The following is a 23,044-nucleotide window of genomic DNA, read 5'->3' on the forward strand; positions in this document are numbered from 1 at the left end:
CCGAGACGGTGCGGAACACCCTGCGGGACACCGACGGCACCTACGGCTACAACCTGTACGGGCCCGCCGAGTACACCATCAACACCCTCGGCGGCGGCACCCGCGACAGCGCCACCCCGACCGTCGGCCGCCCCATCCGCGCCACCCGCGCCCACGTCCTCGACACCTGGCTGCGTCCCGTCCCCGACGGCGTGCCGGGCGAGCTGTACATCGCCGGCGCCGGCCTGGCCCGCGGCTACCTGGACCGGCCCGGCCTGACCGCCGAACGGTTCGTCGCCGACCCGCACGGCGGCCCCGGCGAGCGCGTGTACCGCACCGGCGACCTGGTCCGCCGCCGCCCCGACGGCAACCTGGACTTCCTCGGCCGCACCGACGACCAGGTCAAGATCCGCAGCCACCGCGTCGAGCCCGGCGAGACCGAGACCGCCCTCACCCAGCACCCCGGGGTCTCCCAGGCCTCCGTCCTCGCCCGCGACGACCCCGCCGCCCCCGGCACCCGCCGCCTGGTCGGCTACGTCGTCCCCGCCGAACCGGACACCGGGGCACGGGAGTCGGCCGAGCGGGAGCAGATCGGCGAGTGGCGGGACATCTACAGCGCCGAGTACACCGAGATCGGCACGGCCGTGCACACCGAGGACTTCGCCGGCTGGGACAGCTCCTACGACGGCACCCCCATCCCCGCGGACCACATGCGCGAATGGCGCGAGGAGACGGTGCGCCGCGTCCGCGCCCTGCGCCCGCGCCGCGTCCTGGAGATCGGCGTCGGCTCCGGCCTGCTGCTCTCCCGGCTCGCCCCGCACACCGAGGCGTACTGGGCGACGGACTTCGCCGCCCCCGTCATCGGCAAGCTCGGCGCCGACCTCGCCGCCGACCCGGAACTGGCCGGCAAGGTCACCCTGCGCTGCCAGGCCGCCGACGACACCGGCGGCCTGCCCGCCGGCTTCTTCGACACGGTCGTCATCAACTCCGTCGTCCAGTACTTCCCGAGCCTGGACCACCTGCACCGCGTCCTGCGCGGCGCGCTGGACCTGCTCACGCCCGGCGGCGCCGTCTTCCTCGGCGACGTACGCGACCTGCGCCAGGCCCGCGTCTTGCGGACCGGCGTCCAGCGCGCCCGCGCCGAGGCCGGCGCCGACCCCGGCACGCTGCGCCGGGCCGTGGAGCGCGGCCTCGCCCCGGAGAAGGAACTCCTCGTCGACCCGGACTGGCTCGCCACCCTCGGCACCGGCGTCGAACTGCGCGTCAAGGCCGGCCGCCACCACAACGAGCTGACCCGCTACTGCTACGACGTCGTCCTCCACGAGGGCTCGGCCGAGGCGACCGGGCTGGACACCGTCCCCGCCGTCGACTGGGCCGGACCCGACGACCTGGCCGCCCGCCTCGACGGCACCGGGCCGCTGCGCGTGCGCCACGTCCCCGACGCCCGCACCGCCGACGACCTCGCCGCCCAGCGCGCCATGGACGGCGAGAGCGCACCGCTGCCCGCCGCGACCGTGGACCCGGAGGACCTGCGCGCCCTGGGCGAGCGGCACGGCCACCACGTCCTGACCACCTGGTCGGACCGGACCGGCCTGCTCGACGCCGTCTTCGTCCCCGGTGAACGCCCCCGCCGCACGACCGGCCTTCACCTGCCCCGCCCCGACCGCGGCCGGGCCCCGTACGCCAACACCCCCACCGCCACCCGGGGCCACGGCGCCCTCGTCCGGCGCCTGCGCGACGACCTCGGGCGGCGGCTGCCCGCCCACATGGTCCCGGCCGCCTTCGTCGTCCTGCCCCGGCTGCCGATGAACGCCAACGGCAAACTCGACGCCCGCGCCCTGCCCGACCCGGAGCCCGCCGTCGCCCTGACGCGGGGACGCGGCCCGCGCACTCCCGCCGAGGAGGTGCTGTGCCGCTTGTTCGCCGAGGTGCTCGCGCTGCCCCGCACCGGCGCCGAGGACGACTTCTTCGACCTGGGCGGCCACTCCCTGCTCGCCACCCGGCTGATCAGCCGCGCCCGCACCGAACTGGGCGCGGAACTGGCGATCCGGGACCTCTTCGAGGCACCGACCCCCGAGGCGCTGGCCCGGCGCGCGGACACCGGTCCCCGCTCCACACCGACGACGCCCTCAACGACCTCGTCGGGTTCTTCGTCAACACCCTCGTCCTGCGCACGGACCTCACCGGACCGGACCTGACGTTCCGTCAACTCCTGAGCCGGGTGCGGGAGTCGTCGCTGGCCGCGTTCGAGCACCAGGACCTCCCCTTCGACCACGTCGTCGAGGCCGTCAACCCGCCCCGCGCGGCGGGCCGCAACCCGCTCTTCCAGGTCATGCTCGGCTGCCACCACCGGCCCGACGGCGATCCGGACGTCCTGGGCCTGCCGGCCGAGTGGTACGCCATGGACACCGGCGCGGCCAAGTTCGACCTCCACTTCACCTTCGTGGACCACTCCGTGGACGAGACGGGCCGCGACCGCGTGGCGCTGCTCCTGGAGTACGCCCTCGACCGCTGTGACGAGACGACGGCCGAGCGCCTGGCCGCACGCCTGGTGTGCCTCCTGGAGCAGATCGCGGCCGGACCGGACACCGCCGTACGCGACCTGGACCCGCTCACCGACGACGAGCGGGGCCTCGTCCTCACCCGCTGGAACGCCACCGCGCACGCCACCGAGCCCACGACCCTGCCGGAACTCTTCCGCGCCCAGGCGGCCCGCACCCCCGACGCCACCGCCCCGGTCTCGGGCACCGAGCACCTGACGTACGCGGAACTGGACGCCCGCGTCGAGCGGGCGGCCCGGGTGCTCGCCGGCCGGGGCGTGGGGCCCGAGCACACGGTGGCGGTGGCCCTGCCGCGCCGTGGACCTGGTCGTCACCCTGCTGGCCGTGCACCGCGCGGGCGGCGCCTACCTGCCGCTCGACCCCGACCAGCCGGCCGGGCGGACCGCGCTCGTCCTGGCGGAGGCCCGGCCGGTGTGCGTCGTGGACGCCGCGCTGCCCGACGACGGCCCGGCCGCTGACCCGCCCACCGCCCACGACCCCGCCACCCCCGCGTACGTGATCTACACCTCCGGCTCCACCGGCCGCCCCAAGGGCGTGGTCGTCCCGCACCGGGGCATCGTCAACCGGCTGCTGTGGATGCAGGACGCCTACCGCCTGACCGGCGAGGACCGGGTGCTCCAGAAGACCCCCGCCGGGTTCGACGTGTCGGTGTGGGAGTTCTTCTGGCCGCTGATCACCGGGGCCGCCCTGGTGCTCGCCGAGCCCGGCGGCCACCGGGACCCGGCCTGCCTCGCCGCGCTGATCCGCGAACAGGGCGTCACCACCGCGCACTTCGTGCCGTCCATGCTCCAGGTGTTCCTGGAGGAACCCGCCGCCGCCCGCTGCACGAGCCTGCGCCGGGTGCTGTGCAGCGGCGAGGCCCTCCCGGCCGCGGTGGCCGACCGCTTCCACCGGCTGCTGCCCGCCGCGCTGCACAACCTGTACGGCCCCACCGAGGCGTCCGTCGACGTCACCGCCACCGAGGTGGAGCCGGGCACCGCGCACGTGACGATCGGACGCCCGGTGTGGAACACACGGACCCACGTCCTGGACGCCGCGCTGCGCCCCGTCCCCCCGGGCGTCCCGGGCGAGCTGTACCTGTCCGGAGTCCAACTGGCCCGCGGCTACCTGAACGCCCCCGCGCTGACCGCCGAACGCTTCGTCGCCGACCCGTACGGCGCTCCGGGCACCCGCATGTACCGCACCGGCGACCTGGCCCGCTGGACGGCCGGCGGACGCCTGGACTTCCTCGGCCGGGCCGACGACCAGCTCAAGATCCGCGGCTTCCGCGTCGAACCCGCCGAGGCCGAGTCCGTCCTCACCCGCCACCCGGCCGTCACGGCAGCGCTCGTGACGGCCCGCCAGGACGGCCCGCGCACCCTGCTGGTCGCCTACGTGGTGGCCACGGCCGCCCCGGCGGAACTGCGCGCCCATGCCGCGGCCCGGCTGCCCGACCACATGGCGCCGGCCGCCGTCGTGCCGCTGGAGCGCTTCCCGTGCCTGGCCAACGGCAAGCTGGACCGGGCCGCGGAGCCCGCCGTACACCGCCAGGATCAGGTCGGGCCTGAGCGCCGCGATCCGCTCCACCTGAGGTCCGGTGCCGGTGTCCTTCAGCACGGTCGGGTTCGGCCCCGCCGAGCTTCTCCTCGGCCCACGGGCCGATGGCCCCGGGGTAGCCGCCCAGCCACTCGGTGGTGCCGACCGGCACCTCGCCGAGCGCCAGGACCGCGCCCTGGTCGGTGAGACCGACCGTGACGATCCGCTTCGGCTCGGACTCGATCGTCGTGGAACCGTACTTGTGACCGATGGTGACCGGGAAGGCGGACCGCCCGGAGGCGCCGGGCTCCGTGCCGGACCCCGTGGCGCCGGAGTCCGGGTCGTCCCCGCCGCAGGCCGTGGCGGTGGTGAGGAGCAGGAGAGTGCAGACGAGTGCGACGGCGAGCCGTGGTGCTCTGCGGGAGCGGAACATCGGTGGTTCTTCGCTTCGGGGTCTGGCGGAGCGGAGCGACGGGCTGGTGGAGGCCGGGCCGGGTGTCACGCGGAGCGGACCGTGCGGCCCCGTCCCGGCGGATCCGCTGCCCCCGCGTGCCCTCGCGGGGCGGCGGTCGCAGCACCCGGACACCGGACCCACGGACTTAGGCAAGGCTAACCACAACTGCCGTGCGCGGCCAGCCCTCCGGGACAGCGGCGGACACGACGGCGGGGGCGCCAAGGCGCGGGGCGCGGGGCGGCGTCGATGTCAGTGCCGGGTGCGAGGCTGACCGTCATGGATGAGGAGGAGTTCATGAGGGGCCGGGTCTACGGTGCCGAGCACGGGGACCCCGGGCCCCGGTCCGGCCGTGTGTACGCGCAACTGGTGGGCGGCCCGCTGGACGGCCTGCTCCTGGACGTCACCGGCACGTTCGGGACCGGGGCACCGCAAAGCGTCGCGCTGCCCACGGAGATGGGCCGGTACGGAGCCGGGGGCCGGGCCGTGTACGCGCCCCGGCCGGCGGACGGCCGGCGGTTCGACTGGCAGGGGGACACCCGGTGACGCCCACGCCGGACGCCGGGCCGCGCGCCGGGCCGGCGCGCGGCCCGGCGTCCGGCGTTCAGCCGCTCAGCTCCTCGCCACCCGCCACCCGCCACCCGCCGACCCGCCACGCTCCTCGCGATACTGTCCCGCACGCGCCGCACGCGCCGCACGCGCCGCCGGAGGCGTCCGTCCGGATCAGGCCGCCGCGGCGAAGCTGCCGGTGATCGCCGTGTCGGTGCGGGCGTGCACCACCAGCCGCGGGCCGCAGGCGCCGCCGTCGGCCTCCAGCAGACGGCGCAGCGGCGCGCTGTGGGTGACCACGGACATGAGGACACCGAGCCGGGCGCAGAACCGATGGGCCCGGAGCACGGCACTGACCGCCGCGTCGCCCGCCGCCCGGTCGTCGATGACGACGACCACCGGGCTCGGCCGGTGGGCGTCGACCAGATCCGTGATCCGGTTCGCCAGGGCGGCCCGGCCGCCGATCCCGGGGTCCTGTTCCACCGTGATGACCAGCACCCCGTGCTCCAGACGGTACGACAGCATGGCAGCCTCCGATCCCCACCGTTCATGTCCGGTGTCTCCGGCAGTGAGAGTGCCCCGGGAAGCGCTCACGATGCCCAGGAGTCCTGGACGCGTGCGTCGGGCGGCTCCGGGGACCGCCGGTCACCCGGACGGCCTACGGCGCGGGCCCCGGGCGGCGCCTGCGGCGCGCGGCCGGGCCCGTCCCGTCTGGTGGGAGTGGTCCGGCGGTGCCACGCTGGGGGGGGAGAACCCGGGAGGAAGCCGATGGGACGGGACGTTCCGGCTCTGGTCTTCACCCGAGAGGACCGCCGCCGCTACCGCGTCAAGATGCAGGAGTGCCTCGACGTTTTCGCCCAGATGCTGCGCGAGTCACGGTTCGAGTCGCAGCGGCCCCAGGTGGGACTGGAGATCGAACTGAACCTGGTCGACGCCGGGGGCGAGCCCGCGATGCGCAACAGCGAGGTGCTGGAGGCGATCGCGGACCCGGCCTGGGAGACCGAGCTGGGCCGCTTCAACCTGGAGGTCAACATCCCGCCGCGCGGTCTGACGGCGGGCGGCCCCGATGCCTGGGAGTCCGAGATCCGGGCCGCGCTGAACCACGCCGACGAGCGCGCCAGGTCGGTCGGCACCCAGTTGATCATGACCGGTATCCTCCCCACCCTCCGTCAGGAGGACGCCGGGGACGCCGCCCTGTCGGAGAACCCGCGCTACCGCCTCCTCAACGACCAGATCTTCGCGGCCCGGGGCGAGGACCTGCGCATCGAGGTGGACGGGGTCGACCGGCTGCGCGCCTACGCGGACACCATCACCCCGGAGGCGGCCTGCACCAGCACGCAGTTCCACCTCCAGGTGTCACCGGACGAGTTCGCCGGCTACTGGAACGCGGCCCAGGCGATCGCCGGTGTCCAGGTCGCGCTGGCGGCCAACTCGCCCTTCCTCTTCGGCAAGGAACTCTGGCACGAGACCCGTGTCCCCCTCTTCGAACAGGCCACCGACACCCGCCCCGAGGAGATCAAGGCGCAGGGCGTCCGCCCCCGCGTCTGGTTCGGGGAGCGCTGGATCACCAGCGTCTTCGACCTCTTCGAGGAGAACCTGCGCTACTTCCCGGCCCTGCTCCCGCTGTGCGACGAGCAGAGCCCCACCGAGACGCTCGACCGCGGCGACATCCCCGAACTGGGCGAACTCACCCTGCACAACGGCACCATCTACCGCTGGAACCGGCCCGTCTACGCCGTCGCCGGCGACCGCCCGCACGTACGCGTGGAGAACCGGGTCCTGCCGGCCGGCCCCACCGTCGCCGACACCGTCGCCAACGGCGCCTTCTACTACGGACTGACCCGCGCCCTGGTCGAGGAGGAACGCCCGGTGTGGTCCCGGATGTCCTTCGCGGCGGCGGAGGAGAACCTGCACACCGCGGCCCGGCACGGCATGGAGGCACGGCTGTACTGGCCCGGGACGGGCGAGGTGCCCGTCGCCGAACTCGTCCTGCGCCGGCTGCTGCCGCTGGCCCACCACGGTCTGGAACTCTCCGGCATGGACGCGGCCTGGCGCGAGCCGCTGCTGGGCGTCATCGAGCAGCGGTGTGTCACCGGCCGCAACGGGGCGACGTGGCAGAAGGAGATGTTCCACCGCATCCGCGCCTCGGCCCACTGCGACCGCCACGAGGCGCTGCGGCTGATGACCCTGCAGTACATCGACTACATGCACCTCAACGCCCCGGTGCACACCTGGCCGGTCGACTGACGCCGCCGCCCGCCCGACGCGCACGGGCAGGTCCGTCGAGCGCGTGGTGCAGCGGGTGCGGGCGGTCGGTGTCCCGCCGGAGGCCGCAAAGCACCTGCAAGTGGCCCCCGAAAGCCCCGGACTGGAGTTCGTGCGCCGCTGCTACGACCGTGCCGGTGACCTCTTCGAGGTGAGCGTCAGTGCGCACGCCCAGGGAGCCTTCGTCCACGAGACGACGCTGCGGCGGAGCTGACGCCTTGCCTTTCCGCACCTCGCAGGAGCCGGGCGCCGTCAGGACGAACCCCCGCATGGGTACGTCGTTCACCGGGGACCGAGCACGTTCTGCCGCTGGCTGCCCAGGTGCTGGATGCCCAGTTCCATGACGTCACCCGGCCGCAGCCACACCGGCGGGTCGAAGCCCATGCCGACACCGGGCGGGGTGCCGGTGTTGATCAGGTCGCCCGGTTCGAGGACGAGGAACTGGCTGAGGTAGTGCACGATGAAGTACGGATCGAAGACCATCGTCTTGGTGCTGCCGTCCTGGCGGCGCACGCCGTTGACGTCGAGCCACATGTCCAGGCCGAGGACGTCGTCGATCTCGTCGGGGGTGGCGAGCCACGGTCCGGCGGGGTTGAAGGTCTCGGCGGACTTGCCCTTCGCCCACTGCCCGCCGCGCTCCATCTGGAAGGCCCGCTCACTGACGTCGTTGACCACCAGGTAACCGGCGATGGCGGCACGGGCCTCGTCGGGCGACTCCAGGTAGCTGGTGCGCCGGCCGATGACGATGCCCAGCTCCACCTCCCAGTCCGGCTTGGTGGAGCCGCGGGGGATGCGCACGTCGTCGTTGGGTCCGACGAGGGTGTTGGGCGACTTCGTGAACAGGATCGGCTCGTCGGGCACGGCCTGCCCGGTCTCGGCCGCGTGGTCACGGTAGTTGAGGCCGATGCACAGGATCTGGTGCGGCCGGGCGATCGGGGCGCCGATCCGCTCCCCGGCGAAGCGGGACAGCCGGCCGGCCGCGGCGCGCTCGGCCACCAGCGGACGGACGCGGTCGACCCCCCCGGACCCGAAGAAGGCCTCGTCGAAGTCGGTGACGACGTCGGACACGTCGACGTAGCTGTCGGCGTCGATCCGGACAACGGGCTTCTCGGCGCCGGGGGCGCCGATACGCATGAGGAACACGGGACTTCTCCAGGGTGGTGGTGGGACGGCTCGGACGGAGCCTGCGGGGCAGCGGGTCAGGAGGGGGGAGTGCCCGGAACGCCGAGCAGGCCCCTCATCTCCTCGTAGGCGTCCGTCAGGGTCTTCAAGGGGGTGCGGTAGGCCGGGGCGCTCACGCTGATCGCGCCCGAGGGAATCGCCGGCGTGGTGCCGTAGACGGGGAGCGCGACGCAGTTGACCCCCGTCTCGTTCTCCTGGTCGTCGACGCCGTACCCGTGCTGTCTGATGCTCTGGAACTCGCGATGGAGGTCTTCGGCCGTGCACCGGGTCCTCGGCGTCCGGGCCGGGAGCGGGCCGGGTCCGACCCAGTCGCTGACCGTCTCGAAGGTGAGCAGCCGGTGCGCGAGCAGCAGTTTGCCGACGGCGGTGGAGTGGGCCGGGTTGCGGCCCCCCACCGTGGAGGTCAGCCGCACCGCGCCGCTGGGCGGGTCCACCTTCGCCCGGTAGACCACCTCGTGGCCGTCCAGCACGGCGTAGTGCGCGGTCTCGCCGAACCGGGTGGCCAGGGATTCCAGTACCGGACTGATCCGCACGTGCTCCGGGCGGGCCTCGTGGTGGGCGAAGGCCATCCGGAGGAACTCGTCGCCCAGCAGGTAGCGGCCACGGCTGTCCTGGTCGGCGAGTCTGGCCCGGCGCAGCGCCCCGAGCGCCCGGTGCACCGTCGGCTTCGGCGCCCCGATCACCCGCGTCATCTCCTGCAGGCCGACGCCGTCGGGATGGCGGGCGAGCTCCTTGAGCACCGCCAGCACCCGGTCGGACCCCACCAGCCGGTGGGCGTCGCCCCGGTCGGCGGCCTTCTTACCCGCGGAATCTGACGACCCGTCGGAGATCTGCGTAAGCTCCATCGTGTTCCGGACTGTAGACCGTCGTACCGATTGATGAAAAGAGCCGTGTGTGAAGCTCCGCAGCGCACAGTGGTACGCGGGTCAGGACCGCAACGCCTACATCCACCGGGCCTGGATGCGCCGGGGGGTGCCCGGCGACGCGTTCGAGGGCCGGCCGCAGATCGCCATCGCCAACACCGCCTCCGACCTGACGCCGTGCAACGCGCACCTGACCGAGGTGGCCGCCTCCGTCCGCAACGGTGTGTACGAGGCCGGCGGCATCCCCCTCGGACTCCCCGTGGTGTCACTGGGGGAGACCCAGATGCGCCCCACCGCCATGCTCTGGCGGAACATGGCGGCCATGGCGACGGAGGAGATGCTCCGGGCCAATCCGATCGACGGTGTCGTCCTGCTCGGCGGCTGCGACAAGACCATCCCCTCGCTGCTCATGGCGGCCGCCTCGGTGGACCTGCCCGCGGTGGTCGTCCCCGGCGGACCGATGCTGACCGGCACGTTCCGGGGCACGCCGCTGGGCTGCGGCACCGATGTGTGGCGCCTCTCGGAGGAGGTCCGGGCCGGCACGCTGTCGAACGAGGAGTTCACCCGCTCCGAGTCGGCGATGATCCGCAGCCGCGGGCACTGCAACACCATGGGCACCGCCTCCACGATGGCCCTCGTCGCCGAGGCGCTCGGCACCACCGTGCCCGGCACCGCCGGCACCCCCGCCCCGGACAGCCGCCTGCTGGAGGCGGCGCACGGCACCGGCCGCCTCGCCGTGGACATGGTCGCCGCCGACCGCAGGCCCGGCGCCTTCCTCACCGAGGCGTCCTTCCACAACGCCATCGTGGCGCTCGCGGCCGTCGGCGGCTCCACCAACGCCGTCGTCCACCTGCTGGCGATCGCCGGCCGCCTCGGCGTCGGCCTGACCCTGGACGACTTCGACCGCATCGGCTCCCGCGTGCCGGTCCTGGTGGACCTGCTGCCGGCCGGCCGGTTCCTCATGGACGACTTCCACCGCGCCGGCGGACTGCTCGCCGTCCTGCGCGAGGTCCGCGACCTCCTCGACCCCGACGCCCTGACCGTCGACGGCACCCCGCTGGTGGACCACCTCGACGACGCCCCCGTCTGGGACCCCGAGGTCATCCGCACCCGCGAGAAACCGCTGGTCGCCGAGGGCGGCATCGCCGTCCTGCGCGGCAGCCTCGCCCCCGGCGGCGCCCTGGTCAAACCGGCGGCGGCCTCCCCGCACCTGCTGCGCCACCGCGGCCGGGCGGTCGTCTTCGACTCCATCGAGGACTTCCACGCCCGCGTCGACGACCCGGACCTCGACATCGACGCCGACTCCGTCATGGTGCTGCGCGGCTGCGGCCCCAAGGGCTACCCGGGGATGCCGGAGGTCTCCAACATGCCGCTGCCCAGGAAACTGCTCGAACAGGGCGTACGCGACATGGTCCGCGTCTGCGACGGCCGGATGAGCGGCACCGCCTACGGCACGGTCGTGCTGCACGTGACCCCCGAGGCGGCGGCCGGCGGCCCCCTCGCCCTGGTACGCACCGGGGACATGATCAGCCTGGACGTCGAGGCCCGCCGCATCGACCTCGACGTCCCCGCCGGGGAACTCGCCCGGCGCACCCCCGACGAGGCCACCGTCGCCGGTTTCGCCGCCCCCCGCCGCGGCTGGGAACGGCTCTACGTCGACCACGTCCAGCAGGCCGACACCGGCGCCGACCTGGACTTCCTCGTCGGCTCCAGCGGCTCGGAGGTCAGCCGTGAGTCGCACTGACCGGGCCCGCGCCGCGGACCCCGGCCGTCCGCTCGCCGCCGGCCCGGACCTGCTGGCACGGCTGGAGGCGGCGGCACCGGGCACGGTCACCGGCCGGGCCACCGACCGGCTGTCCTTCACCCACGACGCCTTCCACTACCCGCTCGTACCGCAGACCGTCGTCACCCCCCGGGACACGGCCCAGGCCGCTGGCCTCCTGCGGGCCGCGGCCGCGGGGGACCCGTCACTGGCGTTCCGTTCCGGCGGCACCAGCCTGTCCGGCCAGGCCGCCAACCACGGGGTCCTGGCCGACACCCGCCGCCACTTCCGCTCCGCCGAGGTCCTCGACGACGGCACCCGGGTCCGCGTCCGGCCGGGCGCGACCGTCCGCGCCGTCAACACCCGCCTGGCCCGCCACGGGCGCAAGCCCGGCCCCGACCCGGCCGGCGAGGCCGCCTGCACCACCGGCGGGGTCGTCGCCGACAACTTTGGCCCTGGCGAGCCGAAGGCAGTAGACGCTCCCAACCCGCAACACTCCAGGCCATCAACGGCCCCGCGCGCCGACAAACCCCGTCCGAGCGTCACCGGAGACGGCCAGGCCGATTGACTTTCGATCGATACCGATCGATCATCGATAGATGAATCGCCTTTTTATAGCCATGCTGCGGGCCGGTGTCGTCGCAGCGATCCTGCTCGGTCTCTTCGGCCAGATCGTCGTCATCCCGACGACAGCGGCCGATGAGGTCGACCGCTTCCCTCCTTACGCTCCTTTCGCCGCTCCCTACGTGACGGTGGCGATCGTCGGCGTCGTCTGCGTCCAAGTCGCGCTCATCGCGGTGTGGATGTTGCTCGCCATGGTCGAACGGGATGCGATCTTCACGCCGCTGGCCTTCCGCTGGGTCGACATCATCATCGGGTCCTCGATCGTGGCGACGCTGCTGGCGATCGGAGTCGCTGGGCATCTGCTCGTGGCCGACATCCCCTCGCCCACCGACGGCATGGAACTCATCGGCGCCACCGGTGCCGCGCTCGCGGGCGTCGCCGTGGGGGCGTCGTTCACGATGCTCACGGTCATCATGCGGGGCCTCTTGGGCAAGGCGGTGGACCTGCAGGCCGAGATCGCCGAGGTGGTCTGATGGCGATCATCGTCGATCTCGACCTCCAGCTCGCCAGGCGCCACCTGTCGGTCGGTGAGTTCGCCGCTGCCGTCGGCATCACGCCCGCCAACATCGCCGTGTTGAAGAACGGCCGCGCGAAGGCGGTGCGGTTCACGACGCTCGACGCGATCTGCCGCACGCTGGACTGTCAGCCCGGCGACGTCCTGCGCTGGGTGCCCGACGATCCCGGGGAAGACGAGTCGCACAGGTAGCATCCCTGCGGGCCCGGCCTTCCGGGCCCGCGGACGTGTCACCTCGGCAGACCGGCCGGACTGATCGCCCGTTCGGCGTTCGGTTGCGCGGTGAGCCGGAAGGTGAGGTTCCCCCGTTGCCCGGGGGAACCTCGGACCCACTCGTAAACGCCGTGCCACCACCGGCGGCCCGGCCTTCCGTTCGAACACAACGGCGTTCGCGTCCGCACCGGTTCCCGGCACCGACGCCCCGCAGCGGTCGGCCCGCCCCCGTCCGCACACCTCACACACCGTGGGACACGGCCACCGCTCCAGCCCCCTCAGGGACTTCGTCGAGATCCACCCCGACGAGCCGAAGCCGGTAAGGGGGGAGCGGGCGGAGCGGACCGGTTTGGCGCCGCCGCCCACCTCGCCTCCTACGCCGGCCTCGCCCCCACCACGAAGCAGTCGGGGACCTCGATCCACGGCGAACACGCACTCCGAGGCGGGAACCGGCAGCTCAAACGGGCGATGTTCCTGTCCGCCTTCGCCTGCATGAACGCCGACCCCGCCTCCCGCACCTACTACGACAAACAACGCGCCCGCGGCAAGACCCACACCCAGGCCCTCCTGCGCCTGGCCCGTCAACGCATCAGCGTCCTGTTCGCCACGCTCCGCGACGGCACCTTCTACGAACCCCGCACGCCCGCGAACGTCGAACTCGCCGCATGACCCCAGCAAGACCGAATCACCCCAGACCCGACAGGGATGCCTTGACGAAGGACATGGAGGCACCCCTGCGGCCCCTGCCCGAGCGGCCGTCGCGTGACGGGGCGCCACCCGCCTCCCGCGCGTGAAAGGCATCCGCCCGGGGGCCGCCGTGCCGCCGTGGGGAACGGGGCCGTGGGAGGGCGCTCGGGAGGAGGGCGGGCGGATGCGCGAGACCGAGAAGGCCCCGGACGCGCATCCTGGTCGTCCTCGGCGCGCGGTCACTGCCAGGCGGTCGCCTCGGTCCCGTGGATGCAGTAGAAGTCGTACGTGCTCCTGCCGCCCGCCTTGGGGACCGCGCAGGCGGTGACCTCGAATTCATCGTCGTCCACGCGCACCATGTGGGTGTACTGGTCGTCGCCGTAGCCGATCTCGGCGGCGCGCTTCGCGCCTCCGGTCGCCTCGACCGTGACCATGTCCCCCTTGCTGCCGCGCTCGATCCTCGCCCATACGGCCTGGCAGTCCTCGCTGTAGCGGAGCTGGAGCTCGGCGGGGTTGCCGGCGGCCGGTTCGAAGGTGCGCGCGTCGCCGTCGCAGCCCTGCTTGCCGGGGTTCTTCCCGTCGCACGCCTCACCGGGGCAGGTGGGTTCCTCCAGGAACGTGTTGATGACGTGCTCACCCAGCGGGGACAGGACGGCGGCCGCCAGGGCGCTGACGATCGCCACGGCGTAGGCCACGGTGGTCGCGCTGTTCCATCCGCGCCCGCCCTCGGGCCGGGGACCGGACGGCCGCGTGGCCGGCTCGGGGGGCATCGCGGAGTTGTTGTCGGTGCTGCTCGTCGTCATGGGACCGCCTGGGTGCTCTGGACGGGGAGGGGAAAGCCACCCCGTGGTGTCACGGAGGAGGGCGTGTCGGGACGCACGGGCAGCGTCGCGGCCCACGCGTCCCCCGGCTCACGCGCCTCTCGTCCGGCCAACGACCCCCGTCGTACCGGGTAACGGGCGCGCGGTCGCCCCGCGGGGGGTGCAGGCGAGGGCCGGCCGCCGGGTACGACACCCCGGCCGGGAGGCGCGCGCCTCCCGGCCCACCGCCGGGAGGCGCGAGGCCGCTCCGTCGCCCCTGTCCGCTCCGCCGTCTCCCACCGGCCCGTCCCGGACTCAGAAAAGTCCGTGAGATTGCTGTGCATATTGTTGACAATCTTGTAACGTGCGTCTCGCCTTGAGCCCGAGGCATCGGCGAGGCACTTGGTGCTCGATGAGGGGAGACTCCATGCAGTCGCACTCCGCGTCCTTCGGACGTGCGGGACGCACCCGGCCGGCAGGACGCCGGGCGGCCCGCGCCCATCTCCTGAGAGGTATGGCCTTCACGGGTGCTCTCGCGCTCACGGCCGCCGTGGTGCCGGCCTCCGTCGCGGCAGCCGCCGCCGACGCGACCGCCGCGCGGCACCGGGGCCAGGTCACGGACCCCCAGGACGCCGCGCTGGACTTCGACTCCGCCGCCTACACCACGATCAGCGTCACGGTCGACGGCCTGCCGATGAATGTGCGCTGGTACAAGGAGATCTGCTACGTCGCCGACCCGGTCGCGGCGGCGCCCCAGCAGCCCGGCGGTCCCGGTGGCGGCGGCACCACGATCCCCGACACCGCCTGCGGTTACCAGAGCATGAACGTGTTCGTCCCCGAAAGCGCCTTCGAGGACCAGCGGGCCCCGGTCTACTTCGCTGTCAACAACAGTGGCTGGAAGGCCAGTCACCTGCGGGCGAGCGTCACCGCCGGCACCTCCTACAACAGCTCGACCAGCAATGTCGGCGCCGCCCTGAAGGCGGGGTACGTCTTCGTCGACGTCGCCAACCGCAGTCGCGGACTGGTCGGCGCCGACGGCTCGGCTCCCGGCAAGGCCCCCGCAGCCGTGGTCGACGCCAAGGCCGCCGTGCGCTACCTGCGCCTCAACGACGCCGTGATGCCCGGCAGCGCGGAGCGGATCGTCATCAACGGCACCAGCGGCGGGGGCGCGCTGGTGTCGATCCTGGGCGCCTCCGGCAACAGCGCCGAGTACGACCCCTACCTCGCCGCCGTCGGCGCCGCCGGCATCGACGCCAAGGGGCGCAGCACCCTGCGCGACGACGTCTTCGCCGTCAACGCGTACTGCCCGATCACCGACCTCGGCAACGCCGACATCGCCTACGAGTGGCTGTACAACACCCTCGGGACCCGCGACGCCACCGGCTCCGACGCCTCCCCCGAGGCGGCCGCGGAACTGGCCGCCCGGTTCGCGGCGTACGAGAGGAGCCTCGGGCTGCGCAACCCGGACGGCTCCCGGCTCACCGCGGCGACCATGCTGGACGCCATCGAGAAGGAGGTCGTCCGCTCCGCCGAGACCTACCTGAAGGCCGACCCCGCCCACACCATCCCGCCGCTGGGCGGCACCTTCGAGATCACGTCCGGCGGCCCTGGCGGCTCGCCCACCACGAAGACGTACGTCAACGACTGGATCGACGTCGACGACGCCACCGGCAAGGTGCGCTCCGTCGACATGGCGAAGTACCTCGCCTTCGTCGCCACCCAGGCCACGCTCAAGACCACCCCCGCCTTCGACGCCGTCGGCGTCGACGGGAACACCACCAGCGGCACCGAGACCGATCTCTTCGGCCCGCCGACGCAGAAGTACATGAACTACACCGAGTACGGCTGGAACCACAACGACGTCGCCGGTGACGGCAGCGGCGTCGACGACACCGGCCTGACCTGGGACCGGTACACCGCGAAGAAGAGCACCGCCGTCGACGACCAGGTACACCTCATTAACCCGATGGACTTCATCGGCACCGGTGCCGACACCGCGCCGAACTGGTACGTGCGGCACGGCACCCGCGACCGGGACACCGCGTTCACCGTCTCGGTCAACCTCGACCGCGCCCTCGCCTCTGACCGGCAGGTCGAGAACCTGGACTACCGGCTCGCCTGGAACCAGCCGCACGGGGGCAACTACGACGTACCCGAGGCCATGGCCTGGATCGACGGCGTCGTCCGCGAGGCCGGCGACCCGCTCTCCGCCGGCCACCGCGGATAGCCGGCGCGTCCGCCGAGGACCCGTGGCGCGCCGCCCGTCCGCCGGGCCGCCCCGCGGGGCGGGGCCCCCCCCGGGGGGCGCGGGGCGCGGGCCCCCCCCCCCCCCCCCGGCGGGGCCGTCCACCCGCGGGTGAGCGCGGGCGGCGGCATCAGCCGCCGTCGGACTGCCGGACTCCTCCCGCGAGCGCGTCGGAGGCGTACGGGCGAGGGCCGTCCGCTGCGCCGACGGTCGTGCACGCCTTGCCGGCGCCGGCCCGGCGCCGCGGCACCGGGCCGGTCGGCCGTCCGGCCCTGATCGGCGCCGGGGCCGCGGCGGCCCTGTCCGCGGTCGCCCGGCTGCACCTCACCGGCGGTGGACGCAGGCGGCCGAGCGGACCGGGCTGTGGCCGGTCACCACCGGCCGGTGGGCCGGGGCGCCGCCGGCGCGGACGCCCGCAGCGGGGCGGGGGAGGAGGCCCCGGCGATCAGCAGCCGGGGGCTCCCCGTGCCGTTCGCGGGTACGCTCCACAGGTCGCTGCTGCCGGCCCTGCCGTCGGCGGGCAGGGCGTAGGCGACGGTGTCGTCGTCCAGCCAGGTGGCCTGGTCGTCGACGCTGTGGCGTTCGGCCAGCGGTGTCTCGCGCAGGGTGCGCAGATCCAGGACGTACTCGCGCCACAGGTCGGTACGGGACAGCACCCGCTTCTTGAAGGCGATCCGGGTTCCGTCGGGGGAGAGGGAGGGGCACTCCACGTTCTCGGTCAGAGTGGTGACCGACTGCCCGGAGACCGAACCGCGCACCAGGTACGTCTTGTCGGCGGTGTTGAGAGTGGCGTAGAACGTGTCGTCGTCGGCGGCGAAGGTGACGCCCCAGAAGTTGACGTCCGCGGCGCGGTAGGGCTCGCCGTCCAGCGTGATGGCGAACGTCTCCAGGCTCGGGACCAGCTTCCCGGTGCGGGTGTCCAGGATCGAGGTGCGGGTGGAGAAGAAGGTGGACGCGTAGGACTCGCCGGAGACGAAGACGGTCCAGGCGGCGAAGCGCCCGCTGGGTGACACCCGGGCCCGGCTGGGCGTCCCGGCCAGCGTGAACGTGCGCTTGGTGCGCAGCCGCGAGTCGAGCAGCAGGGCGCGGTTGCTCTGCTTGAGCACACCGGGGTCCGACTGGAGGCAGACGCCGGTGCCGGCCGCCGCGTAGAAGCGCACGCACGTGAGGTCCGAGGCGGTCCGGTCGCCTCCGGGATCGGTGGACGGTACCGAGGCCACCGCCGCGCGGTGCGGGCCGGCGGTCCCGTTGACGAACGCCAGCCGGTCCTTCTGCCCGAGGGTCACCGTGCCGGCGCGCACGGTGGGGTCGCCCGGCCGGGACCGGCCGGCGTGGTCCGCGCGGCCGGCGGCGCGCAGCACCATGCCGGTCGCCGTGCCGGCGAGCACCAGGACCGCCACGACGAGTATGAGCAGGCGGCGGCGCAGTGATGTCATCGGTGTCGGTGTCCTTGTCGCGTCCGGGGTGTCTCGGTGGTGGTCATCGGAGCCGGCGGGCGGGCCGCAGGACCAGGCCGGTGACGGCCGCGCAGCACAGCAGGCCGATCGCCGAGCCGGCCAGCGCCAGGCCGTCGCCCCACATCGTCCAGGCGGCGCCGAAGCCGAGCGAGCAGCAGAACCGGGCCAGGGCCTGGCCGGTACCGACGAGGGCGAGGCCGCTGGCGCGCAGGCGGTCGGGCACGATCCCGGCCAGCGCGGCCGGGAGCACCCCGTCGGTGGCCGCGTAGAACGCGCCGTGCAGGGCGAGGACGAGCGGGACGAGCAGCCCGGTGCCCGGGGCCCACAGCAGCAGGGCGTAGGCGGTGAGCAGGCCCAGGTGCCCGGCGAGGAACACGCGGTGGCGGCCGGTCCGGTCGGCCAGCGCGCCCATGGGGACGGCCAGCAGCAGGAACACCGCGGCGGTGCCCAGCGGCAGCAGGGCGAACCACTCCTCGCCGACGCCCGCGCGGCGTTGCAGGAGGAGGTAGACGAACGCGTCGCTGACGGTGGTCGCACCGAGCAGCGCCGCGCAGCCGGCGAGGGCCCGCAGGCGCGGCAGGCGCAGCAGTGCCAGTGCCTCGCGCACGCGGACGGGGGGCCCGGCGCCGCCGGTGCCCGGCGCGTCCGGCTCGCCGGCCCCGTCCGTTTCACCGGTACCACCCGCCCCCGCGGCCGTGCCCCGTCCCCGCCGGGGCACGAACAGCACCAGCACCAGCACTCCGAGCACGGCCACGCACGTGCTCACGCCGAACACGGCGTCGTAGCCGTCGGCCGCCGCGTTCAGGATGAGGAACGCGGCCAGCGGGCCGAGCATCGCGCCGGTGGTGTCCATCGCCCGGTGCACACCGAACGCCCGGCCCTGGTGCGCGGCCGGTGTGGACAGGGAGATCATCGCGTCGCGCGGCGCGGTGCGCAGGCCCTTGCCGGTGCGCTCCAGCGCCAGCACCGTGCCGAGCGTGCCGATGCCGCCGGCCAGCAGGAGCAGCGGCTTGCACAGCGCGGACAGCCCGTACCCGAGGCCCGCGAGGAGCTTGTGGTCGCGTACGCGGTCGGCCAGATGGCCGCCGGTGAGCTGGACCAGGGCGCTGACGCCGTTGTAGACGCCGTCGAGGGTGCCGAACGCCAGCGGGCTGAAGCCGAGCGTGGTGACGAGGTAGAGCGGGAGGACGGCGGTGACCATCTCCGAGGAGATGTCGGTGATCAGGCTGACGGTACCCAGGACGAGGACGACCGGCGCGATCCGGGGCCGGGGCCCGCGTCTTCGGCCCGGCCCGGTGTCCGCCGGCGGGGCGGAACGGTCGGTGAGGTACATGTGCGCGACTCCCCGTGCGGTGGGCTCAGTCCTGCCGGCTGCTGTCGTCCCGCAGCCAGGTGCCGAAGTCCTGGGCCCGGATGGCCTTCCGGGCCCTGCGGCGGGCGACGACCGCCGCCGCGACGAAGACGGCGACGCTCACGAGGAGCCTCGGCTCCGCGCGGACGAGGGCCCGCAGATCGGCGACGCTGGTGCGCGCCGAGGCGTCTTCCGGTTTCTGCCGCTGTTCCACCTGGGCGGTGGACACCGCCGCCCGCACCCGCCGTCTCATCAGGTCCGCCCAGGTGCGCGGCGGCTGGACCACGACCTCGGCCGCGCCGACCACGAGCCGCTCGCGCGGGGTGAAGGCCAAGGACGCCGCCAGGTCGTCGGCCATCAGCGGCGGCAGTGCGGCGATGCGGGCGTGCCCGGCCTCGGAGACCGCGATGACGCCCCGGCCGAACAGCCCCTCGCGCACGGCCGGCAGGCGCTGCCACACCCGGTAGTACGCCCGTACCCGCCAGGCGCAGGCGGCCAGCGGGATCCGCCGCTCGGGAGCGGTGGCCAGGACACCGGAGCCGTCGTCGGCCAGGGGTCCGGCCAGGGCGCGCACCCCGGCGGGCGTGATCACGACGTCGGCGTCCACGTAGAGCCGGGGGAAGCCGAGGGCGTGCTCGTCGCCCGCTCGCAGGGCGGCGTGTTTGGAGGGGACGGGGATCTCCACGACGCGGACACGGGGGCCGCGTTCGGCGGCGATCCGCGCGGTGTCGTCGGTGCAGCCGTTGCACACGACCACGATGTCGGTCTCGTCGGCGAAGTCCCGGGCGGAGTCCTCGACGGCGCCCCCGGCGGGGCCGGTCAACAGCGAATCGAGGAGCCGGCCGATCACACGCGCCTCATTGTGCGCCGGGATCACGATGCTCGTCACCTGGGCAGTATGCCGTCGGTGTCACCCTTGTGAGGCATGTTTCGTCCAACTGTTCCCGTGGCTGTGTTCCATGGTCTAGATTGACCTCCGCCGGGTCGGTGATGAGGGAGGGGAACGTGCCGCTGACGGCATGGCGGGCACGGCCATGAACTCCGGTCCGGCGGTGAAGCGATGACCGGAAAAGCAGGCGCTATGAAGCGGTTGGGGAACCGCTGACGGCTTTTCGAACGTCCGGTGCCGCCGTGTGAGGAGACACGTCGGCGCCGATCCAGCCCTGGCCGCGGACCAGTGACCGTACATTCCGTGTGCGCGGCCGGGGGTAGTTGCGCGTGTGGTGGTGGGGGGCCATGACCATTGAGGTCACGCATGAGCCGGTGGATGTGGAGCGTGGGCGTCCGCAGGTTCGCCGAAGACCCTGGGACCGGAAGTACCGGACCGTCCTGCTGGTCGCGGACGGTCTGGTGGCCGTCGTCGCGGCCTTGTCGGTCCACGGGGCGTACGACCGGTGGGCGGTGGTCCTGGTGCTGCCGCCGGCCTGGATCGCGATCATGCTCGCTCACCGTTCCTACGACCGCGGTGTCCTGGGCCTGGGGACCGAGGAGTACCGGCGGGTGGCGCGCGGCGCCGTGGCGCTCCCGGCCCTGTCCGCGGCCGTCTACTGGCTGTTCGCCCGTGATGCGGCCCTTCTTCATGACATGATCATGTCCGCCGTGCCGGTCGCCGCGACCGGTACGGCCGCCCGGTACGCGCTGCGCCGCCGGCTGCACCGGCGCTGGGCGCGGGGCCGGGGCCGCAGTCCGGCGCTGCTGGTCGGACCGGCGCGCGGCCTCCTGGAACTGGTCACCGTACTGCGGCGCGGGGACGTCCAGGAGCTGCGGATCGCCGGGGTCTGCCTGAGCGATCCGGAGAACGCCGCCGAGATCCGCCGGACGGGACTGCCCGTGCTCGGCGGCGTCGGAGACATGAACGACGTGGTCGGGACCCTGGGCATCGGCACCGTGGTGGTGCTGCCCGCGCCCGGTCTCCACGCCTCCGCCTTGCGCCGGATGTCCTGGACGGCGGCCGCGCGGGGCGTCGACTTCCTGCTGGCCCCGATGGTCTGCGACATCGCCGCGGCACGGCTGGCGGTCCGGCCCATGGGCGGAGTGCCGCTGGTGCGGATCCAGGCGCCCAACCTCTCGCGGGCCGCCCGGCTGCCCAAGGAGCTGCTGGACCGTTCCCTCGCCGCCGTGCTCCTGCTGCTGCTCGCGCTGCCCATGCTGGTCATCGCCCTCGTGGTGCGCCTCGACAGCCCCGGGCCGGCGTTCTACCGCCAGCAGCGCGTGGGCCGCTACGGGGATCACTTCACCATGCTCAAGTTCCGCACCATGCGCCCGGATTCGGAGGCGCTGCGGGCGGAGCTGAGCCATCTCAACCAGAACAGCGACGGGCTGCTGTTCAAGGTGAGGGAGGACCCGCGCGTCACCCGCGTCGGCTCGTTCCTGCGCCGCAGCTCCCTCGACGAACTCCCGCAGCTGCTCAACGTCGTACGGGGCCACATGTCGCTGGTCGGCCCCCGGCCCCCGCTGCCGGAGGAGGTCGAGGAGTACTCACCGGACATCAAACGCCGGCTGCTCGTCAAACCGGGCCTCACCGGTCTGTGGCAGGTCAGCGGCCGCTCCGACCTGCCCTGGGAGGAGGCCGTCCGGCTCGATCTCGGCTACGTGGACAACTGGTCGATGAGCCTCGACCTGTCGATCCTGCTGCGGACCGGGTCCGCGGTGGTGCGGGGAACGGGGGCCTACTGATGGACGGGGGCCCGGAGGGGGACGGGGCCCGCGGACGGGTCGGCGCCGGCGGACGGGCAGGGAACTACGGCGAGACCGGAGCCCGCGGCCGGACCGGGACTCACGAAGGGACCGGAGCCCGCGGCCGGACCGGGAACTACGGCGAGACCGGGGCCCGAGCAGGGACCGGGGCCCGCGGCCGGACCGGGAACTGCTGATGGACCGGGGACCACGGACAGACCGGGGGGACTACTGATGGACCGGGGGGAATACTGATGGACCGAGGGAAGAAGACAGCCGCGCCACGGCGGCCACTGGGGGTCGCCGTCGTCGGCGCCGGTTACTGGGGACCCAACCTCGTACGCAACTTCCAGGCCAGCGACCGCTTCCGGCTGCGCTGGCTGTGCGACCTCGACGTGGAACGCGCCCGGCGGGTCCTCGGCGGCTACTCGACCGTCCAGGCCACCGCGGACTACGCGGCCGTCCTCGCTGACCCCGAGGTGGCCGCCGTGGCCGTCGCCACGCCCGCCGGCACCCACCTCGACATCGCCCTGGCCGCCCTGCGCGCGGGCAAGCACGTCCTCGTGGAGAAACCCCTCGCCGCGACCTACGCCGACGGAACGCGCCTGGTGGCCGAGGCCGGGGAACGCGGCCTGACCCTGATGTGCGACCACACCTACTGCTACACCCCCGCCGTGGGCCGCATCCGGGAGGCGGTCCGCTCCGGCGAACTCGGCGAGATCCACTTCGTCGACTCGGTCCGCATCAACCTCGGCCTCGTCCAGAAGGACATCGACGTCCTGTGGGACCTCGCCCCGCACGACCTGTCGATCCTCGACTTCATCCTGCCCGACAACGTCGAGCCGGTCGCCGTCGCCGCCCACGGCGCCGACCCGATCGGCGCCGGACAGGCCTGCGTCGCCTATCTGACGCTCCAGCTCAACACCGGGGCCATCGCCCACGTGCACGTCAACTGGCTGTCGCCGACCAAGGTCCGCACCACCATGGTGGGCGGCGCCAAACGCACCCTCCTGTGGGACGACCTCAACCCCCTGCAGCGGGTGGCGATCTACGACCGCGGCGTGGACCTCGCCTCACCCCAGGAGATCGGCGCGGACGAGCGCCGCGACATGCTGGTCTCCTACCGCTCCGGGGACATGGTCGCGCCCGCCCTCACCGAGAAGGAGGCGCTGCGCTCCATGGTCGACGAGTTCGCCGACGCGGTCCACGACCGCCGGGCACCGCTGACCGACGGCCGGGCGGGACTGCGGGTGCTGGACATCCTCGAGGCGGCGTCCCGGAGCCTGGAGTTCAAGGGCGCCGTCGTCGGCCTGCGCGCCGGGCGCTGACCGGCCGTACCACCACACTGAG

The 23,044-nt window shown here is 73.6% G+C and carries 16 protein-coding genes and 4 pseudogenes; 12 read left to right on the forward strand and 8 right to left on the reverse strand.

Annotated elements, in window-relative coordinates; genetic code table 11:
- Positions 1-2 precede the first annotated feature (2 nt).
- Positions 3-4,058, forward strand: a pseudogene (locus ACY1JF_RS24850) (amino acid adenylation domain-containing protein); the annotation flags it as partial.
- Here ACY1JF_RS24850 and ACY1JF_RS24855 read toward each other — a convergent pair.
- Positions 4,050-4,488, reverse strand: a pseudogene (locus tag ACY1JF_RS24855) (iron-siderophore ABC transporter substrate-binding protein); the annotation flags it as partial. The pseudogenes ACY1JF_RS24850 and ACY1JF_RS24855 sit on opposite strands and share 9 nt — an antisense overlap.
- 297 nt (positions 4,489-4,785) lie before the next feature.
- Between ACY1JF_RS24855 and ACY1JF_RS24860 the strand changes: the two are divergent.
- A complete protein-coding gene (locus tag ACY1JF_RS24860) occupies positions 4,786-5,052 on the forward strand; it encodes a hypothetical protein (protein ID WP_462707461.1) in 267 nt (88 codons plus the stop codon).
- A gap of 177 nt (positions 5,053-5,229) precedes the next feature.
- Here the strand turns inward: ACY1JF_RS24860 and ACY1JF_RS24865 are convergent, their stop codons facing one another.
- A complete protein-coding gene (locus ACY1JF_RS24865; protein WP_462707462.1) occupies positions 5,230-5,580 on the reverse strand; it encodes a hypothetical protein in 351 nt (116 codons plus the stop codon).
- Between the two features lie 243 nt (positions 5,581-5,823).
- Between ACY1JF_RS24865 and ACY1JF_RS24870 the strand changes: the two genes are divergently transcribed.
- On the forward strand, positions 5,824-7,302 hold the full coding sequence (locus ACY1JF_RS24870) for a glutamate--cysteine ligase (protein WP_462707463.1): 1,479 nt from the start codon (positions 5,824-5,826) through the stop codon (positions 7,300-7,302).
- Positions 7,303-7,336: 34 nt separating this feature from the next.
- Positions 7,337-7,534, forward strand: a pseudogene (locus ACY1JF_RS24875) (UTRA domain-containing protein); the annotation flags it as partial.
- A gap of 68 nt (positions 7,535-7,602) precedes the next feature.
- Here the strand turns inward: ACY1JF_RS24875 and ACY1JF_RS24880 are convergent.
- Both ACY1JF_RS24880 and ACY1JF_RS24885 read right to left on the reverse strand, forming a co-directional pair.
- Positions 7,603-8,463: a fumarylacetoacetate hydrolase family protein gene (locus tag ACY1JF_RS24880; protein WP_462707464.1), complete on the reverse strand. Its 861-nt coding sequence runs from the start codon at positions 8,461-8,463 to the stop codon at positions 7,603-7,605.
- Between the two features lie 56 nt (positions 8,464-8,519).
- Positions 8,520-9,347 (reverse strand): IclR family transcriptional regulator, encoded by an 828-nt coding sequence (locus ACY1JF_RS24885; RefSeq protein ID WP_462707465.1) that lies wholly within the window; start codon positions 9,345-9,347, stop codon positions 8,520-8,522.
- Between the two features lie 49 nt (positions 9,348-9,396).
- On the opposite strand from ACY1JF_RS24885, the gene ACY1JF_RS24890 reads away from it, so the two are divergent.
- From ACY1JF_RS24890 to ACY1JF_RS24910, 5 genes and pseudogenes are all read left to right on the forward strand, one after another.
- Positions 9,397-11,109: an IlvD/Edd family dehydratase gene (locus tag ACY1JF_RS24890; RefSeq protein WP_462707466.1), complete on the forward strand. Its 1,713-nt coding sequence runs from the start codon at positions 9,397-9,399 to the stop codon at positions 11,107-11,109.
- Positions 11,096-11,695: an FAD-binding oxidoreductase gene (locus tag ACY1JF_RS24895; RefSeq protein WP_462707467.1), complete on the forward strand. Its 600-nt coding sequence runs from the start codon at positions 11,096-11,098 to the stop codon at positions 11,693-11,695. The genes ACY1JF_RS24890 and ACY1JF_RS24895 overlap by 14 nt, the downstream gene beginning before the upstream one ends.
- 31 nt (positions 11,696-11,726) lie before the next feature.
- On the forward strand, positions 11,727-12,224 hold the full coding sequence (locus tag ACY1JF_RS24900; protein WP_462707468.1) for a DUF2975 domain-containing protein: 498 nt from the start codon (positions 11,727-11,729) through the stop codon (positions 12,222-12,224).
- Complete coding sequence (locus ACY1JF_RS24905; RefSeq protein WP_462707469.1) at positions 12,224-12,457, forward strand: helix-turn-helix domain-containing protein; 234 nt, start codon at positions 12,224-12,226, stop codon at positions 12,455-12,457. Before ACY1JF_RS24900 ends, ACY1JF_RS24905 begins: the two co-directional genes overlap by 1 nt.
- A 366-nt stretch (positions 12,458-12,823) precedes the next feature.
- Positions 12,824-13,147: pseudogene (locus ACY1JF_RS24910) on the forward strand (transposase); the annotation flags it as partial.
- A gap of 257 nt (positions 13,148-13,404) precedes the next feature.
- Here the strand turns inward: ACY1JF_RS24910 and ACY1JF_RS24915 are convergent.
- Entirely contained in the window at positions 13,405-13,968 is a 564-nt protein-coding gene (locus ACY1JF_RS24915; protein ID WP_462707470.1) for a DUF2690 domain-containing protein, read from the reverse strand.
- Positions 13,969-14,479: 511 nt separating this feature from the next.
- Between ACY1JF_RS24915 and ACY1JF_RS24920 the strand changes: the two genes are divergently transcribed.
- Positions 14,480-16,192 carry a subtype B tannase gene (locus ACY1JF_RS24920; RefSeq protein ID WP_462707471.1) on the forward strand — a complete coding sequence of 571 codons (1,713 nt, stop codon included), beginning with the start codon at positions 14,480-14,482 and terminating at the stop codon, positions 16,190-16,192.
- Positions 16,193-16,581: 389 nt separating this feature from the next.
- On the opposite strand, the gene ACY1JF_RS24925 is transcribed toward ACY1JF_RS24920, so the two are convergent.
- The 3 genes from ACY1JF_RS24925 to ACY1JF_RS24935 are packed head-to-tail and all read right to left on the reverse strand — an operon-like array spanning position 16,582 to position 19,907.
- Positions 16,582-17,646, reverse strand: a complete 1,065-nt coding sequence (locus ACY1JF_RS24925; RefSeq protein WP_462707472.1) for a TolB family protein — start codon at positions 17,644-17,646, stop codon at positions 16,582-16,584.
- Between the two features lie 43 nt (positions 17,647-17,689).
- A complete protein-coding gene (locus ACY1JF_RS24930) occupies positions 17,690-19,000 on the reverse strand; it encodes an MFS transporter (protein ID WP_462707473.1) in 1,311 nt (436 codons plus the stop codon).
- A gap of 25 nt (positions 19,001-19,025) precedes the next feature.
- Positions 19,026-19,907: a glycosyltransferase family 2 protein gene (locus ACY1JF_RS24935; RefSeq protein WP_462707474.1), complete on the reverse strand. Its 882-nt coding sequence runs from the start codon at positions 19,905-19,907 to the stop codon at positions 19,026-19,028.
- A 347-nt stretch (positions 19,908-20,254) separates the two neighbouring features.
- Here ACY1JF_RS24935 and ACY1JF_RS24940 point away from each other — a divergent pair, with 347 nt between their 5' ends.
- Positions 20,255-21,694 (forward strand): sugar transferase, encoded by a 1,440-nt coding sequence (locus ACY1JF_RS24940; RefSeq protein ID WP_462707475.1) that lies wholly within the window; start codon positions 20,255-20,257, stop codon positions 21,692-21,694.
- Positions 21,695-21,948: 254 nt separating this feature from the next.
- On the forward strand, positions 21,949-23,022 hold the full coding sequence (locus tag ACY1JF_RS24945) for a Gfo/Idh/MocA family protein (protein ID WP_462707476.1): 1,074 nt from the start codon (positions 21,949-21,951) through the stop codon (positions 23,020-23,022).
- Positions 23,023-23,044 lie beyond the last annotated feature (22 nt).

The sequence above is a fragment of the Streptomyces sp. SYSU D01066-1 genome, assembly GCF_054956795.1.